We start from the raw sequence: 18576 nt of genomic DNA on the forward strand, positions 1-18576 counted from the left end.
AGGTGGGAGGGGGGTGGGAGGGGGGTGGGAGGGGGGTTAGTGGGTGAGGAGGATGCCGGTTAGGAGGACGCCTCGGGCGAGGTTGAGGACCTCGTCGCAGCCGGGGTAGCCGACCCGGGCGAGGGCACCGGAGCCGGTGCGGCCGAACAGGTACGGAGCGATGCTGTACGGCACCTCGGCGGTGACCGTCTCGCCGGTCTCGATCTGGACGAAGTCCATCGCCACCCGGTCGGCGGGCATGTACCGCTGGAGGATGTCGCCGCCCCGGTCGAGGGCCGCGCGCAGGCCGTCGGCCCACTCCTGCGGGCTCAGCTCCCGGCCGATGAGCACGCCGAAGCCGGCGGAGCCGTCGGCGGGCTTGGCGACCAGGTTCTCCCGGTCGGCCAGCGCCCGGTCCAGGTCGGCGGCGGTGAACGCCACGGTGTGCGGCACGTACCGGCGGATCAGGGCCTGGTCGTCGGCGGGGAGCAGGTCCAGGTCCTCATAGAGCCAGGCGAAGTTGATTTTGTTACCGAGCAGCCAGGCGGCGGCGCTGACGAACATCGGCAGGGTGCCCGCGTCGAGCGCCCCGGCCACCGCCTCCAGCCCGGCGCTCGGGGTGACCCGGTTGGGCACGAAGAGCCGGAACAGCGCGTCCACCGGTGCGCCGCCGACCACCAGCCGCCGGTCGGCGTCCAGGGTGGCCGTGGCGACCGGGGCGATGACCAGGTCGATGCCGAACGGGCGGGCCTGGTCGATCAGCGGGGAGAGGATCCGGATGAACGTCTCCGGGTCGTCCAGCCCCGGGTAGTCGGCCTCGAAGTCCATCAGCAGCGCCACCCGGGCCCCCTCGGGCAGGCCCAGCTCGGTGCGGATCGCCACGAACCGCTGGTCCAGCAGGGACGGCGCGGGCCGGGCCGACAGGCCGTCGAGCAGCCCCCGCTCCCGGTACAGCGCGCCGAACCGTTGGATCACCGTGTCCGCGTCGAAGCCCCCGCCCAGGCTGCTGTCGATGTTGTACTCGACGATCCGCGGCTCCCCACCGGAGAACAGCACATCAGGCCGGTACGCGGCCAGCAGCGCCTCGGTCAGTGGCTCGTCCTCGTCGAGCAGCCGGGTCTGCCCCACCGGCACACCGAGCAGCGCGCGCAGCTCACCGGCGGTGGACGCGCGGCGGCGGCAGGCGTCCAGGATGAGCTGGGCGATCCGGTCGCAGACCTCGTTCAGCTCGCGGAACGCGTCGGCGGTCAACACCGGTGGCCGGGCCAGCCGCCACTGCTTGTTGTACGTCGCCCGGCCGTGGAAGATCCGTTCCCACTCCTGCGCGCCCGCGGCCACCATCGCCGTACGGGTCGACTCCGGCAGCTCCGCCCAGGCCCTGCCGGGCTCCGGCCACGGGTAGTTCACATCGATCATGGACAGTCCTTGGTCACGTGGTGGATGGCGGCGGCGAGGGCGGCCCGGCCGGGCTGCACGGCCCGGTCGAGGGCGGGCGAGAAGGGCAGCACCGCGCCGTCCGGTCGGGTGACCCGGCGCGGCGGCGCGGTCAGCGGCACCCGCTCCAGCACCGAGGTGATGATCTCGGCGGCGATGCCGCAGGACCGGTTGGAGTCGTCGATCACCACCAGCCGGCCGGTGCGGGACACCGAGTCGACCAGGGCGTCGATGTCGAACGGGTAGAGCGTGCGTGGGTCGAACACCTCCACCGACACCTGGTCGGCCAACTCCTCGGCGACGGCCAGCGCGTCGTGCACCAGGTGCCCCACGGCGACCACTGTGACGTCGTCGCCGGCCCGCCGGACCATTCCCCGGCCCAGCGGCACCGGGGCGAGGGTGGCGAAGTCGACGTCGTCGCGGACCTCCAGCGCGCCGGCCGGGGCGAAGACCACCACCGGGTCGTCGTGCCGGATCGCCGACACCAGCAGCCCGTACGCGTCGGCCGGGGTGGCCGGCACCACGGTGACGATCCCGACGTGCGCGAAGAGCGAGTACGGGTGGTCGGAGTGCTGCCCCGCCCACCCCGTCCGGGAACCCGACCCGGGCACCAGGTAGGTGACCGGCACCGCGCACTGCCCACCGGTCATCATCGGGAACTTGTGCGCGTGGTTGACGATCTGCTCGAAGACCAGGAACAGCAGCGACGGGATCTGGAACTCCACCACCGGTCGCATCCCGGCCAGCGCGGCCCCGGTGGCGAAGCTGGTGAACGCCTGCTCCGACAGCGGGGTGTCGAGCACCCGGTCCGGCCCGAACCGCTTCAGCAGGCCCGGGGTGACATTGGACGCGCCGACCCGGATGTCCTCCCCGAGCAGGAACACCGCCTCGTCCCGGGTCATCTCGTCGGCAAGCGCCCGGGTCAGCGCCTTGCGGTACGACAGCCGGGGCATCAGCTACCTCCCCGGCCGGTCAGCCCACTGGCGTACAGGTGGTCGAGCGCACCGGCCGGGTCCGGTTCCGGGCCGGCCAGGGCGAACGCGACGGCCGCGTCGAGGGTGGCCTCCACCTCCGCGTCGATCGTCGCCCGGTCGGCCGGGGAAAGCCGGGCGCCCTGGATCGCCACCGGGTCCCGGGACCGGCCGTCGGCCACCTCCTGCGGCGGGCGGTAGTCCAGGCGTACCGAGTGTTCGAAGGTGTGGTGGGCGTCGAACCGGTAGGTGCGGGCCTCGACCAGCTCCGGCCCGCCGCCGTCGCGCATCCGCGCGACGGCGGCGGCGGTGACCTGCCGGACCGCCTCCGGGTCCTGCCCGTCGACGACGACGGCCGGGATGCCGAACGCCTCGGCCCGGCCGGTGATGGTGCCGGCGACCGCGCCGGCCACCGGCATGGTGGTGGCGTAGCCGTTGTTCTCGCAGACCAGCAGCACCGGCACCCGCCAGAGCGCGGCCAGGTTGAACGCCTCTAGCAGCATCCCCTCGTTGACCGCGCCGTCGCCGAAGAAGCTCGCCCCCAGCACGGGGTTCCCGCGCTGCCGGTGGGCCCACACCGCACCGGTGAGGATGGCCGGGGACGCCCCGACGATGGCGTTGGCGCCGAGCACCCCGATGGACAGGTCCGCCGCGTGCATCGAGCCGCCCCGACCCCGGTTCAGTCCGGTTTCCCGGCCGCACAGTTCGGCCATCATCCGGGCCGGGTCGGCACCCTTGGCGAGGACGTGCCCGTGCCCGCGGTGGGTGCCGGTGACCAGGTCCCCGTCGCCGAGCGCGGCGCACACGCCGGCGGCGATCCCCTCCTGACCGAGGTAGGGGTGGATGCCGCCGACGATGTGCCCGGAGCGGACCAGCGCGATGGCCCGCTCCTCGAACCGGCGGATCAGCCGTACGGTGCGGTAGAGCCGGGCCGGGTCGGCGTCGGTCACCGGTCGCGGCCCTCCTTGACGGCGGCGAGGATGTCGTCCCAGAGCTGCGCGCGGGCGGTCAACGCCAGGTTGACCGTGTCGGCGCACTCCTGCCACTTGACGTCGTCGTCGCCGCACAGGTCGGCGAGCATCTGCATCGCCATCGGGGTGTGCTGCTCGCCGTCGACCTCGATGTGCCGCTCCAGGTAGTCGACGAAGGTGTGCAGCCGGTTGCTGCGCTCGTTGACCGCGACGACCTGGGTGAACATGTCGGGGATCAGGTCCTCCCGGCCGAACGCGAACGCGGCGGCCTGGCAGTGCACCGGGGTCGACTCGATGATCTTCCAGGTGGTGGCGGCGAAGGCCCGCGACGGCTCCGGCACCCCGGCCTCGACCAGCGCGTCGGTCACCGACGAGCCGGCGCGCAGCAGCGCGACCAGCCGGTCGACGGCACCGGTGTCCGCGCCCGCCTCACCCATCCCCCGGACGTACAGCTCGAAGTGGCTGATGAAGCCCTCGCCCAGCTCGTCGCTCTCCTCCACCATCACGATGTCGTTGATCAACCGGCGGCTGCCGGTCGGCCCGGTGGGGATCCACGGCACGGTGACGCAGGTGAGCTGCCGCTGCAACGACTTCAGCAGGGACATGAAGTCCCAGACCGCGAAGACGTGGTGCTCCATGAAGGTGACAAGTGATTCGTGGGTGTCCAGATTGGCATAGAGCGGGTGCTTGACCACCACGTCCCGGCGGTCGGTCACCGCCTTCTCCAGCCGCTCGATGCCCGGGTGTGTCTTACCCCAGTCGTACCGTGACATGTTCAGCCTCCCTGCTGGGCGCGCTCGCGCCAGATGACCGGGCAGTAGTCGGGGTCCGCGTAGTCCGGCCGACCCTCGGGGGTACGGCGGACCAGCACGTCGTGGTTGTACGCGGCGAGGGTGCCGTCGGAGAGCGGGAACTCCCGGTGGGCGTTGTCGCCGTCCTGCAGGTGCAGCGAGATGGCCCGACGGGGGCGTCCGCTGACGTTGGCGCCGCTGCCGTGGTAGGTGCGGCAGTGGTGGAAACTGAGGTGCCCTTTGGGGATCACCATCGGGATCTTGCGGATCTGCGCGCCGTTGTGCGCCGCGTTCTCGGCCAGCATCTCCTCCAGCTGGTCGCGGTCGCGCTCGGCGAAGTGCCGGACCACCGTGTCGTTCGCGCCGATCTCCGACCACCGGTGCGAGCCGTCGACCATGGTGATGGTGCCCATCTCCTCCCCGCAGTCGTGGAACGGGATGAACGCGGTGAGCATCTTCTCCGACGACGAGGACGACCAGTAGTGCTTGTCGAAGTGCCAGGGCACGATGTTCGACGGCTCACCGGAGATCGGCGGCTTGTAGATCAGCGTGGACTGGAAGATCCGGATCTCGTCGGCCTGCGCCAACCGGGCCGCCACCGCGCCGATGAGCGGCTTACGCAGGATCGCGGCGATGCCGTCGTGCTCGACGTGGACGTAGTCGTTGTGCCGCTGCACCGGCCCCTTCGACGGCTCCCAGTAGGCGAGCTTCGGCGGGCGTACCGGCAGGGTGCGGTCCCGCTCGCCGTCGTAGTAGCGGTCGGTGGCCGCGGTCAGGGCGTCCACCTCGTCGTCGGTGAGCAGCTTCTCCGACAGGTACCAGCCGTGCTCGGCGTAGTGCCGCACGTCGGAGTCGGACGGCAGCAGCGCCTCCTCCTCGACGGTCAGCCCCGGATGTGTCGTGGTCATGCCCCAACTCCTCGTGCCGTGCCGGCCGCGACGGCGGGGGTCGCCCCCGCCACGGCCAGCTCCCGTTCCTTGGCCTCGTACAGCGCCCGGATGTTGCCGCTGCCGAAGGTGCGCGCCCCCCGCCGCTCGATCAACTCGAGGAACAGGGTGCGGCGGACGTGCATCGACTCGGTGAAGATCTGCAACAGCTGCCCGCCGTGGTCGGCGTCGACCAGGATGCTCAGGTCCCGCAGCCGGTCCAGTGGCGCGTCGACCTTGCCGACCCGCCGTTCCAGGTCGTCGTAGTAGGCGGCCGGGGTGCCGGCGAACCGCACCCCGCGCGCCCCGAGCGCACCGACCGCGCCGACGATGTCGTCGGTGCGCAACCCGAGGTGCTGCACCCCGGCGCCGTGGTGCTCGGTGAGGAACGCGTCGATCTGGCCGGGCCGCCGACCGGCGTCCGGTTCCAGCAACACCAGGGTGACCCGCCCGGAGGCGTCCTGGACCACCTTGGAGTTCATCGCCTGACCGGCGACCTCGATGTGCTCCTCGAAGATCTGCGCGAAGCCGAACACCCGCTCGTAGTGCGCGACGGTGTCGTCGAGCTGACCGGGTGGCACGCAGACCGCCAGGTGGTCGATCTCGGCGAGCAGCCGCTGGTCGACCCCGCCGGGCGGGGTCGCCTCGATCGCGCCGGGCAGGAAGTCGGCCCGGTCGCCGCGCCGCTCCACCAGCCGGTGCAGCACGTCACCGAAGCCGCCCACCTCGGCGGTCACCACCTCGGCGTCCGCGCCGGTCCAGGTGCGCGGCGGCGTCACCGGCGTCGCACCCCGCTCCACCAGCTCCGCGTACGCCCCGGCGGCGTCGCCGACCTCCACCGCCACCACCGCGATCCCGTCGCCGTGCCGGGACACGTACGTCGAGGCCGGATGCTCGGCGGTGAGCCCGGAGGTCAGCACCATCCGGATGTCGGCCTGCCCCAGCAGCAGGGAACGCTGCCCCGCCAACCCGGTCTCCGGCCCACCCTGCCCACGCAGGGTGAAGCCGACGGCGGTTCCGAAGTAGAAGGCCGCCTGTCGGGCGTCTCCCACGTACAGTTCGATGTGGTCTATTCCGCGAATGTCCATCTCTCCAGCCCTTCCCCATGTCCCCCCGTGACTGCCGTCCGGGCACGTGCGGCCCGGGTCGCCGCGCCGATCACCTCCCCGGCCCGACGGGCCGGGCGCCGGCCCCGGTGGTACGCCGCAGCAGCAGGCTCACGTTCTGCCCGCCGAATCCGAACGAGTTGGTGAGCGCGAGGTCGGTCCCGGTGGGCCGGGGGGTGTCCCGGACGTGGTCCGCCGGGCAGTCCGGGTCCGGATCGTCCAGGTGGTAGGTCGGGGGCAGCAGACCGGCGCCCAGCGCCAACGCGCAGGCGGCCGTCTCCACCACCCCGGACGCGCCGAGCAGGTGCCCGGTGAGCGCCTTGGTGGAGCTGACCGGCACCCCACCGACGCCGAAGACCTTCCCCAGCGCGGCGCTCTCGGCGATGTCACCGAGTCCGGTGCCGGTGCCGTGGGCGTTGACGTAGCCGACCTCGGCCGGTGCGACGTTCGCGCTGTGCAGGGCGGCACGCATGCAGTCGGCCGCCCCCTCGCCGTCGGGCCGGGGCATGGTCGGGTGGTGGGCGTCGGTGGTGGTGCCGTAGCCGGCCACCTCCGCGTACGTCCGGGCACCCCGGGCGGCGGCGTGCCCGGCCCGTTCCAGGACCAGCAGGGCGGCCCCCTCGGCGAGCACGAACCCGTTGCGCCGCCTGTCGAACGGCCGGCTCGCCTCGGTCGGGTCGGCCCAGCCGCGGGCCAGCGCGCGGGCGTTGCCGAAGGTGTCGGCGAAGGTCGGGAAGAGCGGCGCCTCGCTGGCCCCGCAGAGCACCACGTCGGCCTCGCCGGCCCGGATCAGCCGGGCCGCGTCGGCGACCGCCTGGGCCCCGGAGGCGCAGGCCGTGCCGACGGCCGAGCTGTAACCCCGGATGCCGTGGGCGATGGCGATCCGCGCCGAGGCCATGTTCGGCAGGATCCCGGTCAGCAGGTACGGGCTGACCGCCGAACGACCCCGGGCGGTCCGGGCGATCACCTGGCTCTCCAGGGTGGCCATCCCGCCGACCCCGCCCACGATGACGCCGATCCGGCCCGGGTCGACGTCCCGGCCCACCTCGATGCCCGCGTCGGAGAGCGCGTCGGCGGCGGTGAGCAGGGCGAACACCACCACCCGGTCGAGCACCCTGGTCTCCGGGCCGGTGGCGACGGTGCGCGGGTCGATCGGCGGGAGCACCCCGGCGACCTCCAACGAGTCCCGGGCCGGGTGCCCCTCGGGCGGTCGGCTCAGCCCGGATCGCCCGCTTGTCAACGCGTCGAAGGTGGCCTCCACCCCCCGCCCGACGGGGCTGAACAGCCCCATCCCGGTGATCACGACGGTCATGACGACGACTCGGCGAGGTAGCGCTCCCGCAGTGCCACCTTGCGGACCTTGCCGGTGACGGTGACCGGGATGTCGTCGGCGCGTACCGGCACCACCCGGCGCAGGGTCGCGCCGACGTCCGCCCCGAGCGCGGCCCGGATCGCCGCGGTGCGGTCGGTCGCCGGGTCGGCCCCGGCGGCCAGCTCCAGCAGCACGTCGGTGGTGACCGTGTCGCCGTCGGCGACGATCAGCACGGTGCAGTCGGTGACATCGGGGCAGGCGGCGAGGATCCGCTCCTCGGACAGCGCGGTGAAGTAGCGCCGCCCGTCGGGCAGCGCCACCGAGTCCACCGCCCGGTCCAGGTGGTAGTAGCGGCCGTCGGCGTCGGCGCGCACCAGGTCACCGGTGAGGTACCAGCCGCGCAGCCGGAACCGGTAGCTGGTGACCGAGTCGTTCCAGTAGCCCCGGAACAGCGACGGCGAGTCGACGCCGAGGAAACCGACCTGGCCGGGGGGCAGCTCGTTGCCCTCGGCGTCCAGGACGGCCACCCGGGCGAACCGGTAGGGTCGGCCCACGCAGCGGCCGTACCGGTCGGTGTCGACGGTGTGCGTGATGTGGAACATCGAGTGCCCCATCTCGCTGGAGCCCAGCCCGTCGATGAAGACCGACCCGGGGACCCGGGTGACGCCCTGCCTGGTGAACACGTCCCGCGAGCCGACCGCGACGAGGCGGCGTACGTGTGGCTCGTGCGAGCAGTCGCCGGTGTTGAACCACAGCCGCACCGAGTCCAGGTCGTACCCGGTCAGGTCGAAGCGGGCCAGTTCGGCCCAGGTCATCGAGAAGCCGAAGACCCCGTCGGGCCGCCACCGCTGGATGGCGTCGAGGACCCGCTCGCCGCCCTGCTCGGACAGCAGGAACATCTCCGCCCGGTTGCCCAGCGCCTGGTTGACCATGAGCACCGTCGCGGTGTGCGGGGCGGGCAGCGCGTTGAGGATCCGGTGGGTGCCCTGTGCCTGCGGCATGGACAGCAGGTGCCGGGTGGCGGCGAAGAGGCTGGCGTGCGAGTGCAGCACCGCCTTGGGCACCCCGGTGGTGCCGGAGGTGTGGGTGATGACGATCGGGTCGTCGGGGTGGTGCCGGTAGTGGGCGGGGGCCTGCGCCGGGTCGCCGGTGCCGGCCTCTTCCGGGGTGCCCAGCACCGGTACGCCCGGGTCGTGCCCGGCCAGCAGGTCGGTGTGCGCCGCGTCGGCGAGCACCCCGACACCGCGCAACCGGCGGATGTACTCGGCGGCGATCTCCGGGCGCAGTTTGCCGTTCATCAGCGCCGGGATCGCGCCGAGCCGGGTCAGCGCCAGGAAGCTCAGCACCATGTCGGCGGCGGCGGTGGCCCAGACGGCGACCGGGTCACGGGGCTGCACCCCCCGGGCGTGCAGCCAGGCGGCCCGCGCGGCGACCCGCTCGTCGAGCCGGCCCAGGGTGAGCGGCTGCCCGGCGGGGTACCCGTCGACCGGGGTGTCGAAGGTCAGGCCCGGTCCCTGCGGGTCCGCGCCGTGGGCCAGCACCCGGGCCAGCACGTTGCCGGCGCCGAGTTGCGGGTCGGCGGCGAGCGCACCCCGCAGTCCCCTCGTCCTCATTGACTGTCTCCTCCCCCCCAGCAGCACCGCGACCGCACCGGTGGGCGTCGCGTCGGGTGCCTGTTCGATCAGGACCAGCAACGCCTCGTCGGCGTCGCCGTCGTACAGCAGCAGTTCCGCCTCGGCGGTGGCGTCGGCACCGGGGTCGCCGGTCGGGCTGAGGCACACCACCGGGCCGGTCAGTCCCCAGCGCGCGGCGACCTGCCCGGCGACGCTGTTGGGCACCGACTGGAAGAAGAACAGCGGACCGACCCGCCCCCCGGCGGCGACCGTGGACCGGACGTGCGTGGCGCTGGGCCGGTCACCGGCGGCGCTGACCAGCACCACCGCGCACCGGGCCCCGGCCGGCACCGGGGCGGGGCGACGGTCCAGGCACCGCCCGGCCACCGCCGCGACCAGCGGCGCGAACGTCGAGTGCACGAAGCCGGGCAGCGGCGGTGGTGGCCCGTCGCCCGGCTCCGGCCAGCGCGCCTGCGCCAGCACCCGGGGTACGCCGTGGCCGGCCGGACGGCCCGGGGCGATCCCGGGCCCCGGGCCGCGCGTGCCGGTCACGGCGTACCCACCAGCAGGGCGGTGTTCGCGCCGCCGAAGGCGGCGTTGAGGCTGAGCGCGTACCGGCTGGTGACCGGGCGGGGCGCGGCGGTGATCACGTCCAGCGGGCAGGCCGGGTCGGGGCCGAGCCAACCGGCGTTGACCGGCAGCTTCCCGTGTCGCAGCGCCGCCACGGTGACCACCAGTTCGAGCAGGCCGGACGCCTCGAGCGCGTGCCCGTGCAGCGCCTTGGTGGAGCTGACCGGCACCTGCCCGGCCTGCTCGCCGAGGGTCAGGCGCAGCGCCGCCGCCTCGGAGGCGTCGCTGAACCCGGTACCGGTGGCGTTGGCGTTGACGTAGCCGACCGCTGCGGCGGGCAATCCGGCGCGGTGCAGCGCCGCACCGATCGCCCGGGACAGCCCCCCGCCCTGCGGGTCGGGCTGGCAGGGGTGGTGGGCGTCGCCGGCCCGCCCCCACCCGACCAGCGTCGCCACCGGGCTGCCGCCCCGGGCGCGCAGCGCGGCGGTGGACTCCAGCACCACCGCGGCCACCCCGTCACCGAGCAGCAGCCCCTGCCGCCCGGTGCTGAACGGACGGACCGCTCCGTCGGCGGCGAGCGCCCGGCCGGCGTCGAAGAGCGCGAACTGGTCCGGCTCCACCAGGTAACCGGCGACCACCACGACCCGGTCGGTGTCCCCCCGGCGGATCGTCGCGGCGGCGTCGGCCACCGCGCTGCTCGCCGAGACGCAGGCGGTGGTGTAGACCCGGGTCGGGCCGCCGAGCCCGCACCGCCGGGCCAGCCGACCGGCCAGCGTCGGCAGCTCCGGCCAGGCCGGACCGGCCTCGGCCCGCTCGCCGTCGGCCCACCACGGGTCGTCGGCGTCCGCGACCGGGCGGTCGTCGGTGAACGGGCCGGGCAGGGTGGCCGGGCCGCCGTGGGTGGCCAGGAACAGCGCCGACCCGGCCCGTTGCGCCGGATCGAGCCGGGCCGCGTCGCAGGCCGCGTCGACCGCGTCGGCCAGTTCCTGCGGCAGGGTCGACACGTCGGGCCGGGTGGCCGCGACGGTCACCCGGCGACCGGTGGTGTCGAACCGGCGGACCGGCCGGAACGCGGGTATCCCGGACAGCACCCCGGCCAGCAGTGGGTCCACCCCCCTACCGAAGGCGCTTACCGCGTACGTGCCGGAGATCGTGACGGATGCCCGCTCAACCATCAGCGGAGGCGGTCAGGGACGTGTGGAACACGGCCAGGGCGTCGTCGACGGTACGGATGCCGGCGAGCTGGTCGTCGGTGAGGTCCATCCGCACGCCGTAGCGTTGTTCGACGAGGTGCACCAGCCAGGCCAGCTCCATCGAGCCGACCCGGTGCGGCACCTGGTCGACGGGCTTGCCGGTCAGTTCGGCGAGCATGCTCACCAGGTCAGCTCGCCCCAGGTCGGGCTGACCGGACATCACCGGTGGTCGGTGGTCGCCCCGGCGACCCGGTCGGCGACCATGGTGGTGAACTCCCCCACCGTCATCAGGGCCAGCTTCTCCGACTCGTCGTCGGCGAACCGCAGCCCGTACCGGTCCTCCACCCGGACGGACAGGTCGGACAGGGCGAGGGACTCCAGGTCCACCCCGGACGGGCCGAGGGTGGTGGCGTCGTCGATCCCCTCGACGTCGTAGTTCATGTCCTGGAGCTGCTCGATGACGAAGGTGCGGACCTCGTCTCGCATGACGGTAACCTCTCTCGGTGTGCCAGCTACCGGTGCCCGGTCGGAGCACCGTGTGCGGATGGTTCGGGCGTACCGCCGACGGTCGGCCGGTGGTGACGCGGTGCCGCCCCGGCGGCGGTCCTCGCGGACCGGCCGGTGGGCGGGGTGGAGCGGACCGCTCACGGCGTCACCGTGCGCAGCACGTCCAGCGAGCGGACCAGTTTGCCGGTGGTGGTACGCGGCAACTGCGCCACCAGGTGCAGGGTGCGCGGACGTTTGTAGCCGGCCAGCCGTTCGGCGAGCAGCGTGTCCAGCACGTCCTCGGACAGCGGCCCGTCGGGCTGCACGTAGGCGGTGATCCCGTCGTCGTAGGCGACCACCGCGGCGGCCACCCCGGGCAGCCCGGCGAGGGTGGCCTCGACCTCGGTCAGGTCGACCTTCAGGCCACCCACGGAGACCTGCGAGTCGAGCCGGCCCCGGACGGTGACCAGGCCGGTGGCCGGGTCGACGGTGCCGGCGTCACGGGTGCGCAGCCAACCGTCGGCCCAGCGGGTCGGGTCGCTGAGCCCCACGTACGGCGAGGCGGGGCAGCTGATCAGCAGTTCACCGTCGGACTCGCGGACCTCGATGCCGGGTGCGGGCGCGACGGCCGGCCGGTGGCTGCCGTGCAGGTCGGTGCCGATGACGCCGACCTCGGTCATCCCGTACATGTTGCCCAGGGGTACGCCGTGCCGGTCGGTGAAGGCCTGCGCGACGGCCGGCGGGACCAGCTCCCCGCCGGTGGTCATCCGCCTGAACTGGGGCAGCGGCCGTTCGGGGCGGGTGGAGGCGAGCAGTCCGATGTGGAAGGGCACCCCCAGCACGGTGGCCGGGGTGTCCTGGGCGGCGATGGCGGCCAGCACGGCGTCGCCGCCGAGCCGCTCCGGCGGGACCAGCTCGACGCGGGCGTGCAGACCGTAGAGCAGACCCCCGACCAGACCGAGCACGTGCACCATGGACGGCAGCAGGATGATCCGCTCGCCGGGCAGCGCCACCCCGTCGATGCGGGTGTAGCGGTGCACCTCGGCGACCAGGTCGGCGGCGGTGCGGCCGATCACCTTGGACGGACCGGTGGAGCCGGAGCTGAGCTGGATCACGGCGTGACCGCTGACCGCAGGGCGGTCCGCGTAGCCGGTGACGCTCTCGGTGACGTCGACGAAGACCTTCAGCGCGCCACCGCCGGTACGCGCCGGGGCCACCACCACCTGCGGGGTGAGCCGTTGCAACGCCCGGTCGACCTCGTGGTCGGTGAGCCGGTGGTCGAGCAGCACGGCCTGGCCCCCGCTACGCCAGGTCGCCAGCAGGTTGACCACATAGGACAAAGAGGGCGGAAGGCGCAATGCGGCGGCACCGCCGGGGCGTAGGCCGGCGGCGCCCAGCCGGGCCTGCGCCTCGGTGACCAGGCGGTGCAGGGTAGCCCGGTCGACCGGCTCGGGCAGCCGCAGACAAACGTCGGTCGAGCGGCCGGCGAACAACAGCTCGTCCACCCAACCGGGGTCTTGCGCCGCAGGATCTTCCGTCTGGCGATACATGGTCACCGCCGGCCACCGTCCAGCTTAGGATCGGGCGAAAACCGCCCATACATCACGTCTCTTGGCGTGCTCACGGAACCCTACGACAGCCCCGAAGAGCATTACTAGATGCGAATGGCTAGATCAGAAAAGGCGGCCGGTTGGATTGCCGCCGCTCGATCGGCGGGGCAGGATCAGGCGCGTACGCCGGCCCGCGACACCCCGGCGGCTTCGCCGTGCCCGGCTCACTGCCGCGCCGACCTCCGCCGATGCGCCCGGCCTCCGATGTGGAGCTGAGCGGTGGCCGGGTGGGCGGGGCGAGGCAACGAGGGCGGGGTCAAGCCGGTGGAGGGGTACCGTGGAGGACCAGGGCGCTGTTGAATCCGTCGAAGCCGCGTGCGCAGACCAGCGCCACCCGGCTGCCGGGCCGGCGGGGAGCACGCAGGAAGTCCAGTTCGCAGCCGGGGGCCGGGTCGGTCGGCCCCGCCGAGGCGGGCAGCGTGTCGTGGTGGAAGGCGAGCAGGGCGGTCGCCACGTCCAGGGCCGACCCGCCCTGATGGGCCCGGCCGGTCAACGACTTGTGGGTGCTCACCGGTGGCGGCCGGTCGCCGAAGACCGCCCGCAAGGCGGTCGCCTCGCTGCGGTCGTAGCGGGGCACCCCGAGCGCGTCCGGGACGACCAGGTCCACCTCGTCGGCGGTGCTCCCGGATCGGGCCAACGCCAACCGCATCGCCCGCGCGTAGCTGACCGGGTCACCGGCGGTGTCCGGGCCGGTGTGCACCGCGTCGTGGGTGGCCGCCCAGCCGGTCACCTCCCCGTAGACCCGGGCGCCCCGGGCAAGGGCGTGGTCCCGTTCCTCCACCACGAAGACCGCGCCCCCCTCGGCGGGCACGTAGCCGCCGGCCGCCCGGTCGAACGGCCGGTACGCCACCGCCGGGTCGTCGACGTCGCTGAGCAGCCCGGAGCGGAGCTGACAGGCCAGCGCGTACGGGCTCAGCGGGCACTCGGTCGCGCCGGCGATCACCACCGACGTACCCCGCCGGATGGTCCGCACCGCGTGTGCCAGGCTGTCCAGCCCACCGGCGGCCTCGGCGACCAGTACCCCGGACGGCCCCTTGAACTGGTGGTGGATGGAGAGCTGCCCGACGCTCGCCGCATAGAACCAGGCGATCGACTGGTACGCCCCGACGGTCCGGCTCGACCCGCCCCAGAGCCGTTGCAGTTCCCGCTGCCCGAACAGGTTCCCCCCGGACGAGCTGGCCAGGGTGACCGCCCAGTCGTACGGATCGGGGGCGCGGGCGGGCAGCCCGGCGTCGGCGAGCGCCAACGCGGTGGCGGCGAAGCCGAGCTGGGTCCACCTGTCGGTCTGCACCAGCTGTCGGGGGTCGACGTACGCGGTCGGCGCGAAGCCGGGAACCTCGCCACCGACCCGGGTGGGGTAACGGCTCGGATCGAACAGGGTGATCGGCCCGGTCCGCCGGACACCACCGGTCACCGTCCGCCAGTGCGCGTCGACGCCGATGCCGCTGGGCGCGACCACCCCGATCCCGGTCACCACCGCCCGCACCCGGTCCCCGTCCGGCCCACCCGGCCCGGTCACCCCGGACCCGCCCGAGCCCGTCAGGCCGGACCCGCCGTCACGGACCGTCAGTCCGGGAACCACGTCCGGGGCCGTCACCGCGGCACCGCCAGCCGGCGGAAGAGCATCGCGGACTGGAAACCACCGAACCCGCTGCCCACCGACAACGCCACGTCCACCGGCGTCTCCCGGGCCACGTTCGGCACGTAGTCCAGGTCGCACTCCGGGTCGCGGGTGGTCCAGTTGGCGGTCGGCGGCACCACCCCGTACTCGATGGCCAGGGCGCAGGCGGCCATCTCGATGGCGCCGATCGCGCCCAGCGAGTGCCCGACCATCGACTTGATCGAGCTGACCGGCACCCGGTACGCCGTCGGGCCGAGCGCCCGCTTGAACGCCGCCGTCTCGTGCCTGTCGTTCTGCCGGGTCCCGGAGCCGTGCGCGTTGACGTAGGAGACCGCCGACGGGTCGAGCCGGGCCTGCCGCAGCGCCGCCGTGATGGCCAGCCCCATCTCCACCCCGTCGGGCCGCAACCCGGTCATGTGGAAGCCGTTGCTGCGGCCGGCGTAACCGGCGACCTCGCAGTAGACGTGCGCGCCGCGCCGCCGGGCGTGCTCCCACTCCTCCAGCACCAGCACCGCAGCCCCCTCGGCGAGCACGAAACCCTGCCGGTGGGCGTCGAAGGGCCGCGAGGCGTGGGCCGGGTCGTCGTTGTCCGGGCTGGTCGCCCGGATCGCGTCGAACGAGGCGACGGTGACCGGGGAGATCGGCGAGTCGGCGGCCCCGGCCAGCACGATGTCCGCCTCGCCGTCGGTGACGAGCTGGTGGGCGTACCCGATGGCGTCGATGCCGGAGGTGCAACCGGTGGAGACCACCTGCGCCGGGCCGTGCAGGCCGTGCCGGCAGGCCACGTCGGCGGCGAGGCTGCTCGGCACCAGCGCCTGGTAGAGGTACGGCCCGCCGAGGGCGTGGTCGACCAGCCAGTGCCGGCCCGAGTCGCTGACCCGGACGTACTCCTTCTCCAGGGCGGTGGTGCCGCCGACGGCGGTGCCCAGCACCACCCCGGTGACGTCCCGGTCGGCGTCGGTCAGGTCGAGCCCGCTGTCGGCGAGCGCCTCGGCGGCGCAGGCCAGCGCGAACTGCGCGTACCTGTCGGAGCGTTGCCGCTGCGCCGGGGTGAGCCCGGCGGCGTCCGGGTCGAAGTCGCACTCGGCGGCGATCTGCGACCGGTACGGCGACGGGTCGAAGAAGCTGATCCGCCGGGTGGCCGTCCGGCCCTCGGTGAGGGTCTTCCAGAACCGGTCCCGGGTGACGCCGCCCGGGGCGACCACCCCGATCCCGGTCACCACCGTGCGCCGGCCGGTCACGACGGTCCCCGCTGCTCCACCAGTTCGGTGTCGACGTGGCCGAGTTCCGGGCGGGGGGCGAGCGGGCCGAGGTGGAAGACCACCTCGGCGGTGACGTCGCCGGTGTTGCGCAACCGGTGCCGCACGTTACGGGGCACGAACAGCGCCTCCCCGGCGGCCAGCGGCACCGGCTCGTCGTCCAGGTCGACCGTGATGGCGCCCCGGACCAGGTAGAGGAACTCCTCGCTGTACGGGTGGTAGTGCTCGGCCACCCGGTCACCGGGGGCCACCGTCACCACCCCCATGAACCCCGAGGTGCTGCCGACGGTACGCGGGCCGAGCAGCACCCGCAGTTCCCCGCCGCGCCGCCGGTCGGCCGGTACGTCCCGGGCGGCCACCAGCCCGGTGGTGACGTCACTCATCGCCGCCTCCCGCGTACGCCCGCTCGATCCGCTCCTTGATCACGGCCAGTTGCACCCGGCTGTTGGCGTTGATCCGCTCGGTCATCGCCGCGTCGTCCACCGGGGCGGTCGGTTTCATCGCGAAGTCCTGCACCCAGGTCATCCGGGTGCCCTCCGGTTCGGTGTCGTAGGACCAGTGGATCCGCATGTACTCGAACGGGCCGGTCTCCACCCGCCGGGCCCGCACCTGCCAGGTCGCCGGGTCGGCGGTGCGTTCGCTGACCCAGCTCCACGCGACACCGTGCTCGTCGGGGTGCATGGTCAACCGGAAGCGCACCGTGTCACCGTCGCGGTGCAGGATCTCCACCACCGCGTACTCGGTGAACAGCCCGGTCCAGCGGGCCACGTCGTTGGTGATCTCCCAGACCAGCGGCAGCGGGGCGGCGATGACGATGCTGTTCTCGGTGTGCCCGACCGGGGGGTCCGCCGTACCGCCGGCCACCGGCGGGGCCGCCCCGGCGCCGGCCACCAGGTCTGCCACGCCGGTGATGCTGAGCTGCCCGGCCTGCTCGGGGATGCGTACCCGCCAGCGGTCGGCGACCACGGCGGACAGTTCCAGCAGCGCCAGGGAGTCCATCCCCAGCTCCTCCAGGGTGGCGGCGGGCGCGCGGGCCGCGGCGTCGGCGTCGAGGCCGCAGTGGGTCACCAGGATCTCGGTGATCTCACCGGTGAGCGGTCGGCCGTGGGTGACGGTCATCGCGGGTCCTCCTCGATTGCGGGTCGACCGTCACCTTCCGGCCGGCCCCGTCACCCGGGCGTCATCCGACGGCCCGCACCACCCCGCACGATGGTGACGCTGCGTTGACGCAGACTGTGTGTCAGCTATGCCCCTGCTGTCCATCGTGATGGCGGTTCGCAGTTCAGGGGCAATATGGTCCAGTCACGACCTCTACACTTTCATTGACCGAGAGTAATCACATTGGTAGTGTTCGTGCCGGTCGACCCGGCCCGCGGGTCCGGCACCGCGTGGAGTGACCCGGCCACGGCGTCGTGGGGACCGCGCCGGGACACCGGACGATCTGGACCCAGGTTCTCCTGCAGGGGGTGTGCCAGTGAGCGGTCATGCCAGCACGCCGGCCGGTGACCTTCCGGACGATCCACCGGTGCGCCTGCACCTGCTCGGCGGTTTCCGGCTGCTGCACGGCGACTCCCCGGTGGTGGTGCCGCGTGGGCTGCAGCGGGTGATCGCCGTGATCGGGCTGCGCCCCGGCGCCACCCGCAGCAACCTGGCCGGACTGCTCTGGCCGGACGTACCCGAGGAACGGGCGTTGTCGTCGCTGCGTACCGCCCTGTGGCGGCTGCGTCAGGACCCCTGCTGCCCGCTGCTGGCCAGCGGCGACACCGTCCGCCTCGACCCGACGGTACGGCTCGACGTGGACGACCTCGTCGCCACCGCGGCCCGGATACGCGGCGGGGGTGACCCGCGCACCGCCACCCTCGCGCTCGCCGCCGGCACCCGTGACCTGCTCCCCGGTTGGTACGACGACTGGGTGTTGCTGGACCGGGAACGGCTGCGTCAGCTCCGACTGCACATGCTGGAACAACTCGCCGCCGACCAGTTGGAGGCGGGACGGCACGGTGAGGCGTTGCAGGCCGCCCTGGAGGCGATGGCCGCCGAACCGCTCCGCGAGACCCCGCACCGCCTGGTGGTGCGTATCCACCTCGCCGAGGGCAACGCGTTCGAGGCGGTGCACGCCTTCTACGTCTACCGGGACCTGCTCATGCGGGAACTGCGACTGGAACCGTCCCCCGCGATGTGCGCGCTTGTCGACGAGACGCTGGCCCCGATCCGGCAGGCCACCCGCCACCCGCCGACGGCCCGCCGTCACGATCCGGACGGGCGACGTGACGAGCAGGTGACAGCTCCGCCGCCAGGGTGGACCCACCGTGAGCCCCGGGCCGATCGGGGCGCACCACCTGCGAGAGGGGTCCGATGAGCCGTCTGGTGATCGTCAGCAGGATCATTCCCGGCGCGGAGGGGCGGGTCGCCCAGATCTACGCCGAATCCGACGCGACCGAACTGCCCGGTCTCACCGGGTTGCGCCACCGGTCCCTGTACCGCCTGCACGACCTGTGCGTACACCTGATGGAGACCACCGACGTGGACGTCGACACCCTGGTCACCGCCCGCAGCCATCCGCTGTACCAACGGACCAACGAACGGCTGTCGGCACACACGTCGGCGTACCTGCCGACCTGGCGGTCGCCCCGCGACGCGCCGGCCGGTTGCTTCTACAGTTGGGACGCCTCCGCCGCGCCCACCCCGCAGGTTCGGCGCTGAACCGTCGGCCGGTGCGGTCGACTGCGGCGGC

At 73.4% G+C, this 18576-nt stretch carries 18 protein-coding genes; 2 read left to right on the plus strand and 16 right to left on the minus strand.

Annotation, left to right across the window (positions count from 1 at the left end):
- Positions 1-36: 36 nt before the first annotated feature.
- The 16 genes from OHQ87_RS10950 to OHQ87_RS11025 all read right to left on the minus strand — a co-directional run bounded on the left by OHQ87_RS10950 (position 37) and on the right by OHQ87_RS11025 (position 16961).
- Complete coding sequence (locus OHQ87_RS10950) at positions 37-1395, minus strand: hypothetical protein (RefSeq protein WP_328347487.1); 1359 nt, start codon at positions 1393-1395, stop codon at positions 37-39.
- Positions 1392-2366, minus strand: a complete 975-nt coding sequence (locus tag OHQ87_RS10955; RefSeq protein ID WP_328347489.1) for an alpha-ketoacid dehydrogenase subunit beta — start codon at positions 2364-2366, stop codon at positions 1392-1394. Before OHQ87_RS10955 ends, OHQ87_RS10950 begins: the two co-directional genes overlap by 4 nt.
- Complete coding sequence (locus OHQ87_RS10960; protein ID WP_328347491.1) at positions 2366-3334, minus strand: thiamine pyrophosphate-dependent dehydrogenase E1 component subunit alpha; 969 nt, start codon at positions 3332-3334, stop codon at positions 2366-2368. Before OHQ87_RS10960 ends, OHQ87_RS10955 begins: the two co-directional genes overlap by 1 nt.
- Entirely contained in the window at positions 3331-4128 is a 798-nt protein-coding gene (locus OHQ87_RS10965) for a DUF3050 domain-containing protein (RefSeq protein WP_328347493.1), read from the minus strand. Before OHQ87_RS10965 ends, OHQ87_RS10960 begins: the two co-directional genes overlap by 4 nt.
- Positions 4129-4130: 2 nt before the next feature.
- Positions 4131-5054 carry a phytanoyl-CoA dioxygenase family protein gene (locus OHQ87_RS10970; protein WP_328347495.1) on the minus strand — a complete coding sequence of 308 codons (924 nt, stop codon included), beginning with the start codon at positions 5052-5054 and terminating at the stop codon, positions 4131-4133.
- Positions 5051-6160, minus strand: a complete 1110-nt coding sequence (gene hppD / locus OHQ87_RS10975) for a 4-hydroxyphenylpyruvate dioxygenase (protein ID WP_328347497.1) — start codon at positions 6158-6160, stop codon at positions 5051-5053. Before hppD ends, OHQ87_RS10970 begins: the two co-directional genes overlap by 4 nt.
- Before the next feature lie 70 nt (positions 6161-6230).
- The gene (locus OHQ87_RS10980; protein WP_328347499.1) at positions 6231-7490 is read right to left on the minus strand and encodes a beta-ketoacyl-[acyl-carrier-protein] synthase family protein; all 1260 of its coding nucleotides are present in this window, start codon (positions 7488-7490) and stop codon (positions 6231-6233) included.
- Positions 7487-9655, minus strand: coding sequence for an AMP-binding protein (locus OHQ87_RS10985; protein ID WP_328347501.1), 2169 nt, complete (start codon positions 9653-9655; stop codon positions 7487-7489). Before OHQ87_RS10985 ends, OHQ87_RS10980 begins: the two co-directional genes overlap by 4 nt.
- Positions 9652-10848, minus strand: a complete 1197-nt coding sequence (locus OHQ87_RS10990) for a beta-ketoacyl-[acyl-carrier-protein] synthase family protein (RefSeq protein WP_328347503.1) — start codon at positions 10846-10848, stop codon at positions 9652-9654. The genes OHQ87_RS10985 and OHQ87_RS10990 overlap by 4 nt, the downstream gene beginning before the upstream one ends.
- Complete coding sequence (locus OHQ87_RS10995; RefSeq protein ID WP_328348806.1) at positions 10841-11086, minus strand: acyl carrier protein; 246 nt, start codon at positions 11084-11086, stop codon at positions 10841-10843. The genes OHQ87_RS10990 and OHQ87_RS10995 overlap by 8 nt, the downstream gene beginning before the upstream one ends.
- Positions 11086-11352: an acyl carrier protein gene (locus tag OHQ87_RS11000; RefSeq protein WP_328347505.1), complete on the minus strand. Its 267-nt coding sequence runs from the start codon at positions 11350-11352 to the stop codon at positions 11086-11088. The genes OHQ87_RS10995 and OHQ87_RS11000 overlap by 1 nt, the downstream gene beginning before the upstream one ends.
- A gap of 158 nt (positions 11353-11510) precedes the next feature.
- The gene (locus OHQ87_RS11005) at positions 11511-12902 is read right to left on the minus strand and encodes a class I adenylate-forming enzyme family protein (protein WP_328348807.1); all 1392 of its coding nucleotides are present in this window, start codon (positions 12900-12902) and stop codon (positions 11511-11513) included.
- 316 nt (positions 12903-13218) lie between these two features.
- Positions 13219-14448: a beta-ketoacyl synthase N-terminal-like domain-containing protein gene (locus tag OHQ87_RS11010; protein ID WP_328348808.1), complete on the minus strand. Its 1230-nt coding sequence runs from the start codon at positions 14446-14448 to the stop codon at positions 13219-13221.
- A gap of 107 nt (positions 14449-14555) precedes the next feature.
- Positions 14556-15824 (minus strand): beta-ketoacyl-[acyl-carrier-protein] synthase family protein, encoded by a 1269-nt coding sequence (locus tag OHQ87_RS11015; protein WP_328347507.1) that lies wholly within the window; start codon positions 15822-15824, stop codon positions 14556-14558.
- A complete protein-coding gene (locus tag OHQ87_RS11020; RefSeq protein ID WP_328347509.1) occupies positions 15821-16225 on the minus strand; it encodes a cupin domain-containing protein in 405 nt (134 codons plus the stop codon). The genes OHQ87_RS11015 and OHQ87_RS11020 overlap by 4 nt, the downstream gene beginning before the upstream one ends.
- Positions 16218-16961, minus strand: coding sequence for an SRPBCC family protein (locus OHQ87_RS11025; RefSeq protein WP_328347511.1), 744 nt, complete (start codon positions 16959-16961; stop codon positions 16218-16220). Before OHQ87_RS11025 ends, OHQ87_RS11020 begins: the two co-directional genes overlap by 8 nt.
- 355 nt (positions 16962-17316) lie before the next feature.
- Here OHQ87_RS11025 and OHQ87_RS11030 point away from each other — a divergent pair, with 355 nt between their 5' ends.
- Both OHQ87_RS11030 and OHQ87_RS11035 read left to right on the plus strand, forming a co-directional pair.
- Positions 17317-18201, plus strand: coding sequence for an AfsR/SARP family transcriptional regulator (locus OHQ87_RS11030; protein WP_328347513.1), 885 nt, complete (start codon positions 17317-17319; stop codon positions 18199-18201).
- Positions 18198-18545: a TcmI family type II polyketide cyclase gene (locus tag OHQ87_RS11035; RefSeq protein ID WP_328347515.1), complete on the plus strand. Its 348-nt coding sequence runs from the start codon at positions 18198-18200 to the stop codon at positions 18543-18545. Before OHQ87_RS11030 ends, OHQ87_RS11035 begins: the two co-directional genes overlap by 4 nt.
- The last annotated feature ends 31 nt before the right edge of the window (positions 18546-18576 follow it).

Source organism: Micromonospora sp. NBC_00421 (assembly GCF_036017915.1).
Lineage (GTDB): Bacteria > Actinomycetota > Actinomycetes > Mycobacteriales > Micromonosporaceae > Micromonospora.

Bases quoted from the DNA above. Each gene is read 5' to 3' on its own strand.
- OHQ87_RS11000 (WP_328347505.1), bottom strand. From the start codon at position 11,352: ATGCGAGACGAGGTCCGCACCTTCGTCATCGAGCAGCTCCAGGACATG.
- OHQ87_RS10995 (WP_328348806.1), bottom strand. From the start codon at position 11,086: ATGTCCGGTCAGCCCGACCTGGGGCGAGCTGACCTGGTGAGCATGCTC.
- OHQ87_RS10970 (WP_328347495.1), bottom strand. From the start codon at position 5,054: ATGACCACGACACATCCGGGGCTGACCGTCGAGGAGGAGGCGCTGCTG.
- OHQ87_RS10950 (WP_328347487.1), bottom strand. From the start codon at position 1,395: ATGATCGATGTGAACTACCCGTGGCCGGAGCCCGGCAGGGCCTGGGCG.
- OHQ87_RS10990 (WP_328347503.1), bottom strand. From the start codon at position 10,848: ATGGTTGAGCGGGCATCCGTCACGATCTCCGGCACGTACGCGGTAAGC.
- OHQ87_RS11025 (WP_328347511.1), bottom strand. From the start codon at position 16,961: ATGACCGTCACCCACGGCCGACCGCTCACCGGTGAGATCACCGAGATC.
- OHQ87_RS11035 (WP_328347515.1), top strand. From the start codon at position 18,198: ATGAGCCGTCTGGTGATCGTCAGCAGGATCATTCCCGGCGCGGAGGGG.
- OHQ87_RS11005 (WP_328348807.1), bottom strand. From the start codon at position 12,902: ATGTATCGCCAGACGGAAGATCCTGCGGCGCAAGACCCCGGTTGGGTG.
- OHQ87_RS10980 (WP_328347499.1), bottom strand. From the start codon at position 7,490: ATGACCGTCGTGATCACCGGGATGGGGCTGTTCAGCCCCGTCGGGCGG.
- OHQ87_RS11020 (WP_328347509.1), bottom strand. From the start codon at position 16,225: ATGAGTGACGTCACCACCGGGCTGGTGGCCGCCCGGGACGTACCGGCC.
- OHQ87_RS10955 (WP_328347489.1), bottom strand. From the start codon at position 2,366: ATGCCCCGGCTGTCGTACCGCAAGGCGCTGACCCGGGCGCTTGCCGAC.
- hppD (WP_328347497.1), bottom strand. From the start codon at position 6,160: ATGGACATTCGCGGAATAGACCACATCGAACTGTACGTGGGAGACGCC.
- OHQ87_RS10965 (WP_328347493.1), bottom strand. From the start codon at position 4,128: ATGTCACGGTACGACTGGGGTAAGACACACCCGGGCATCGAGCGGCTG.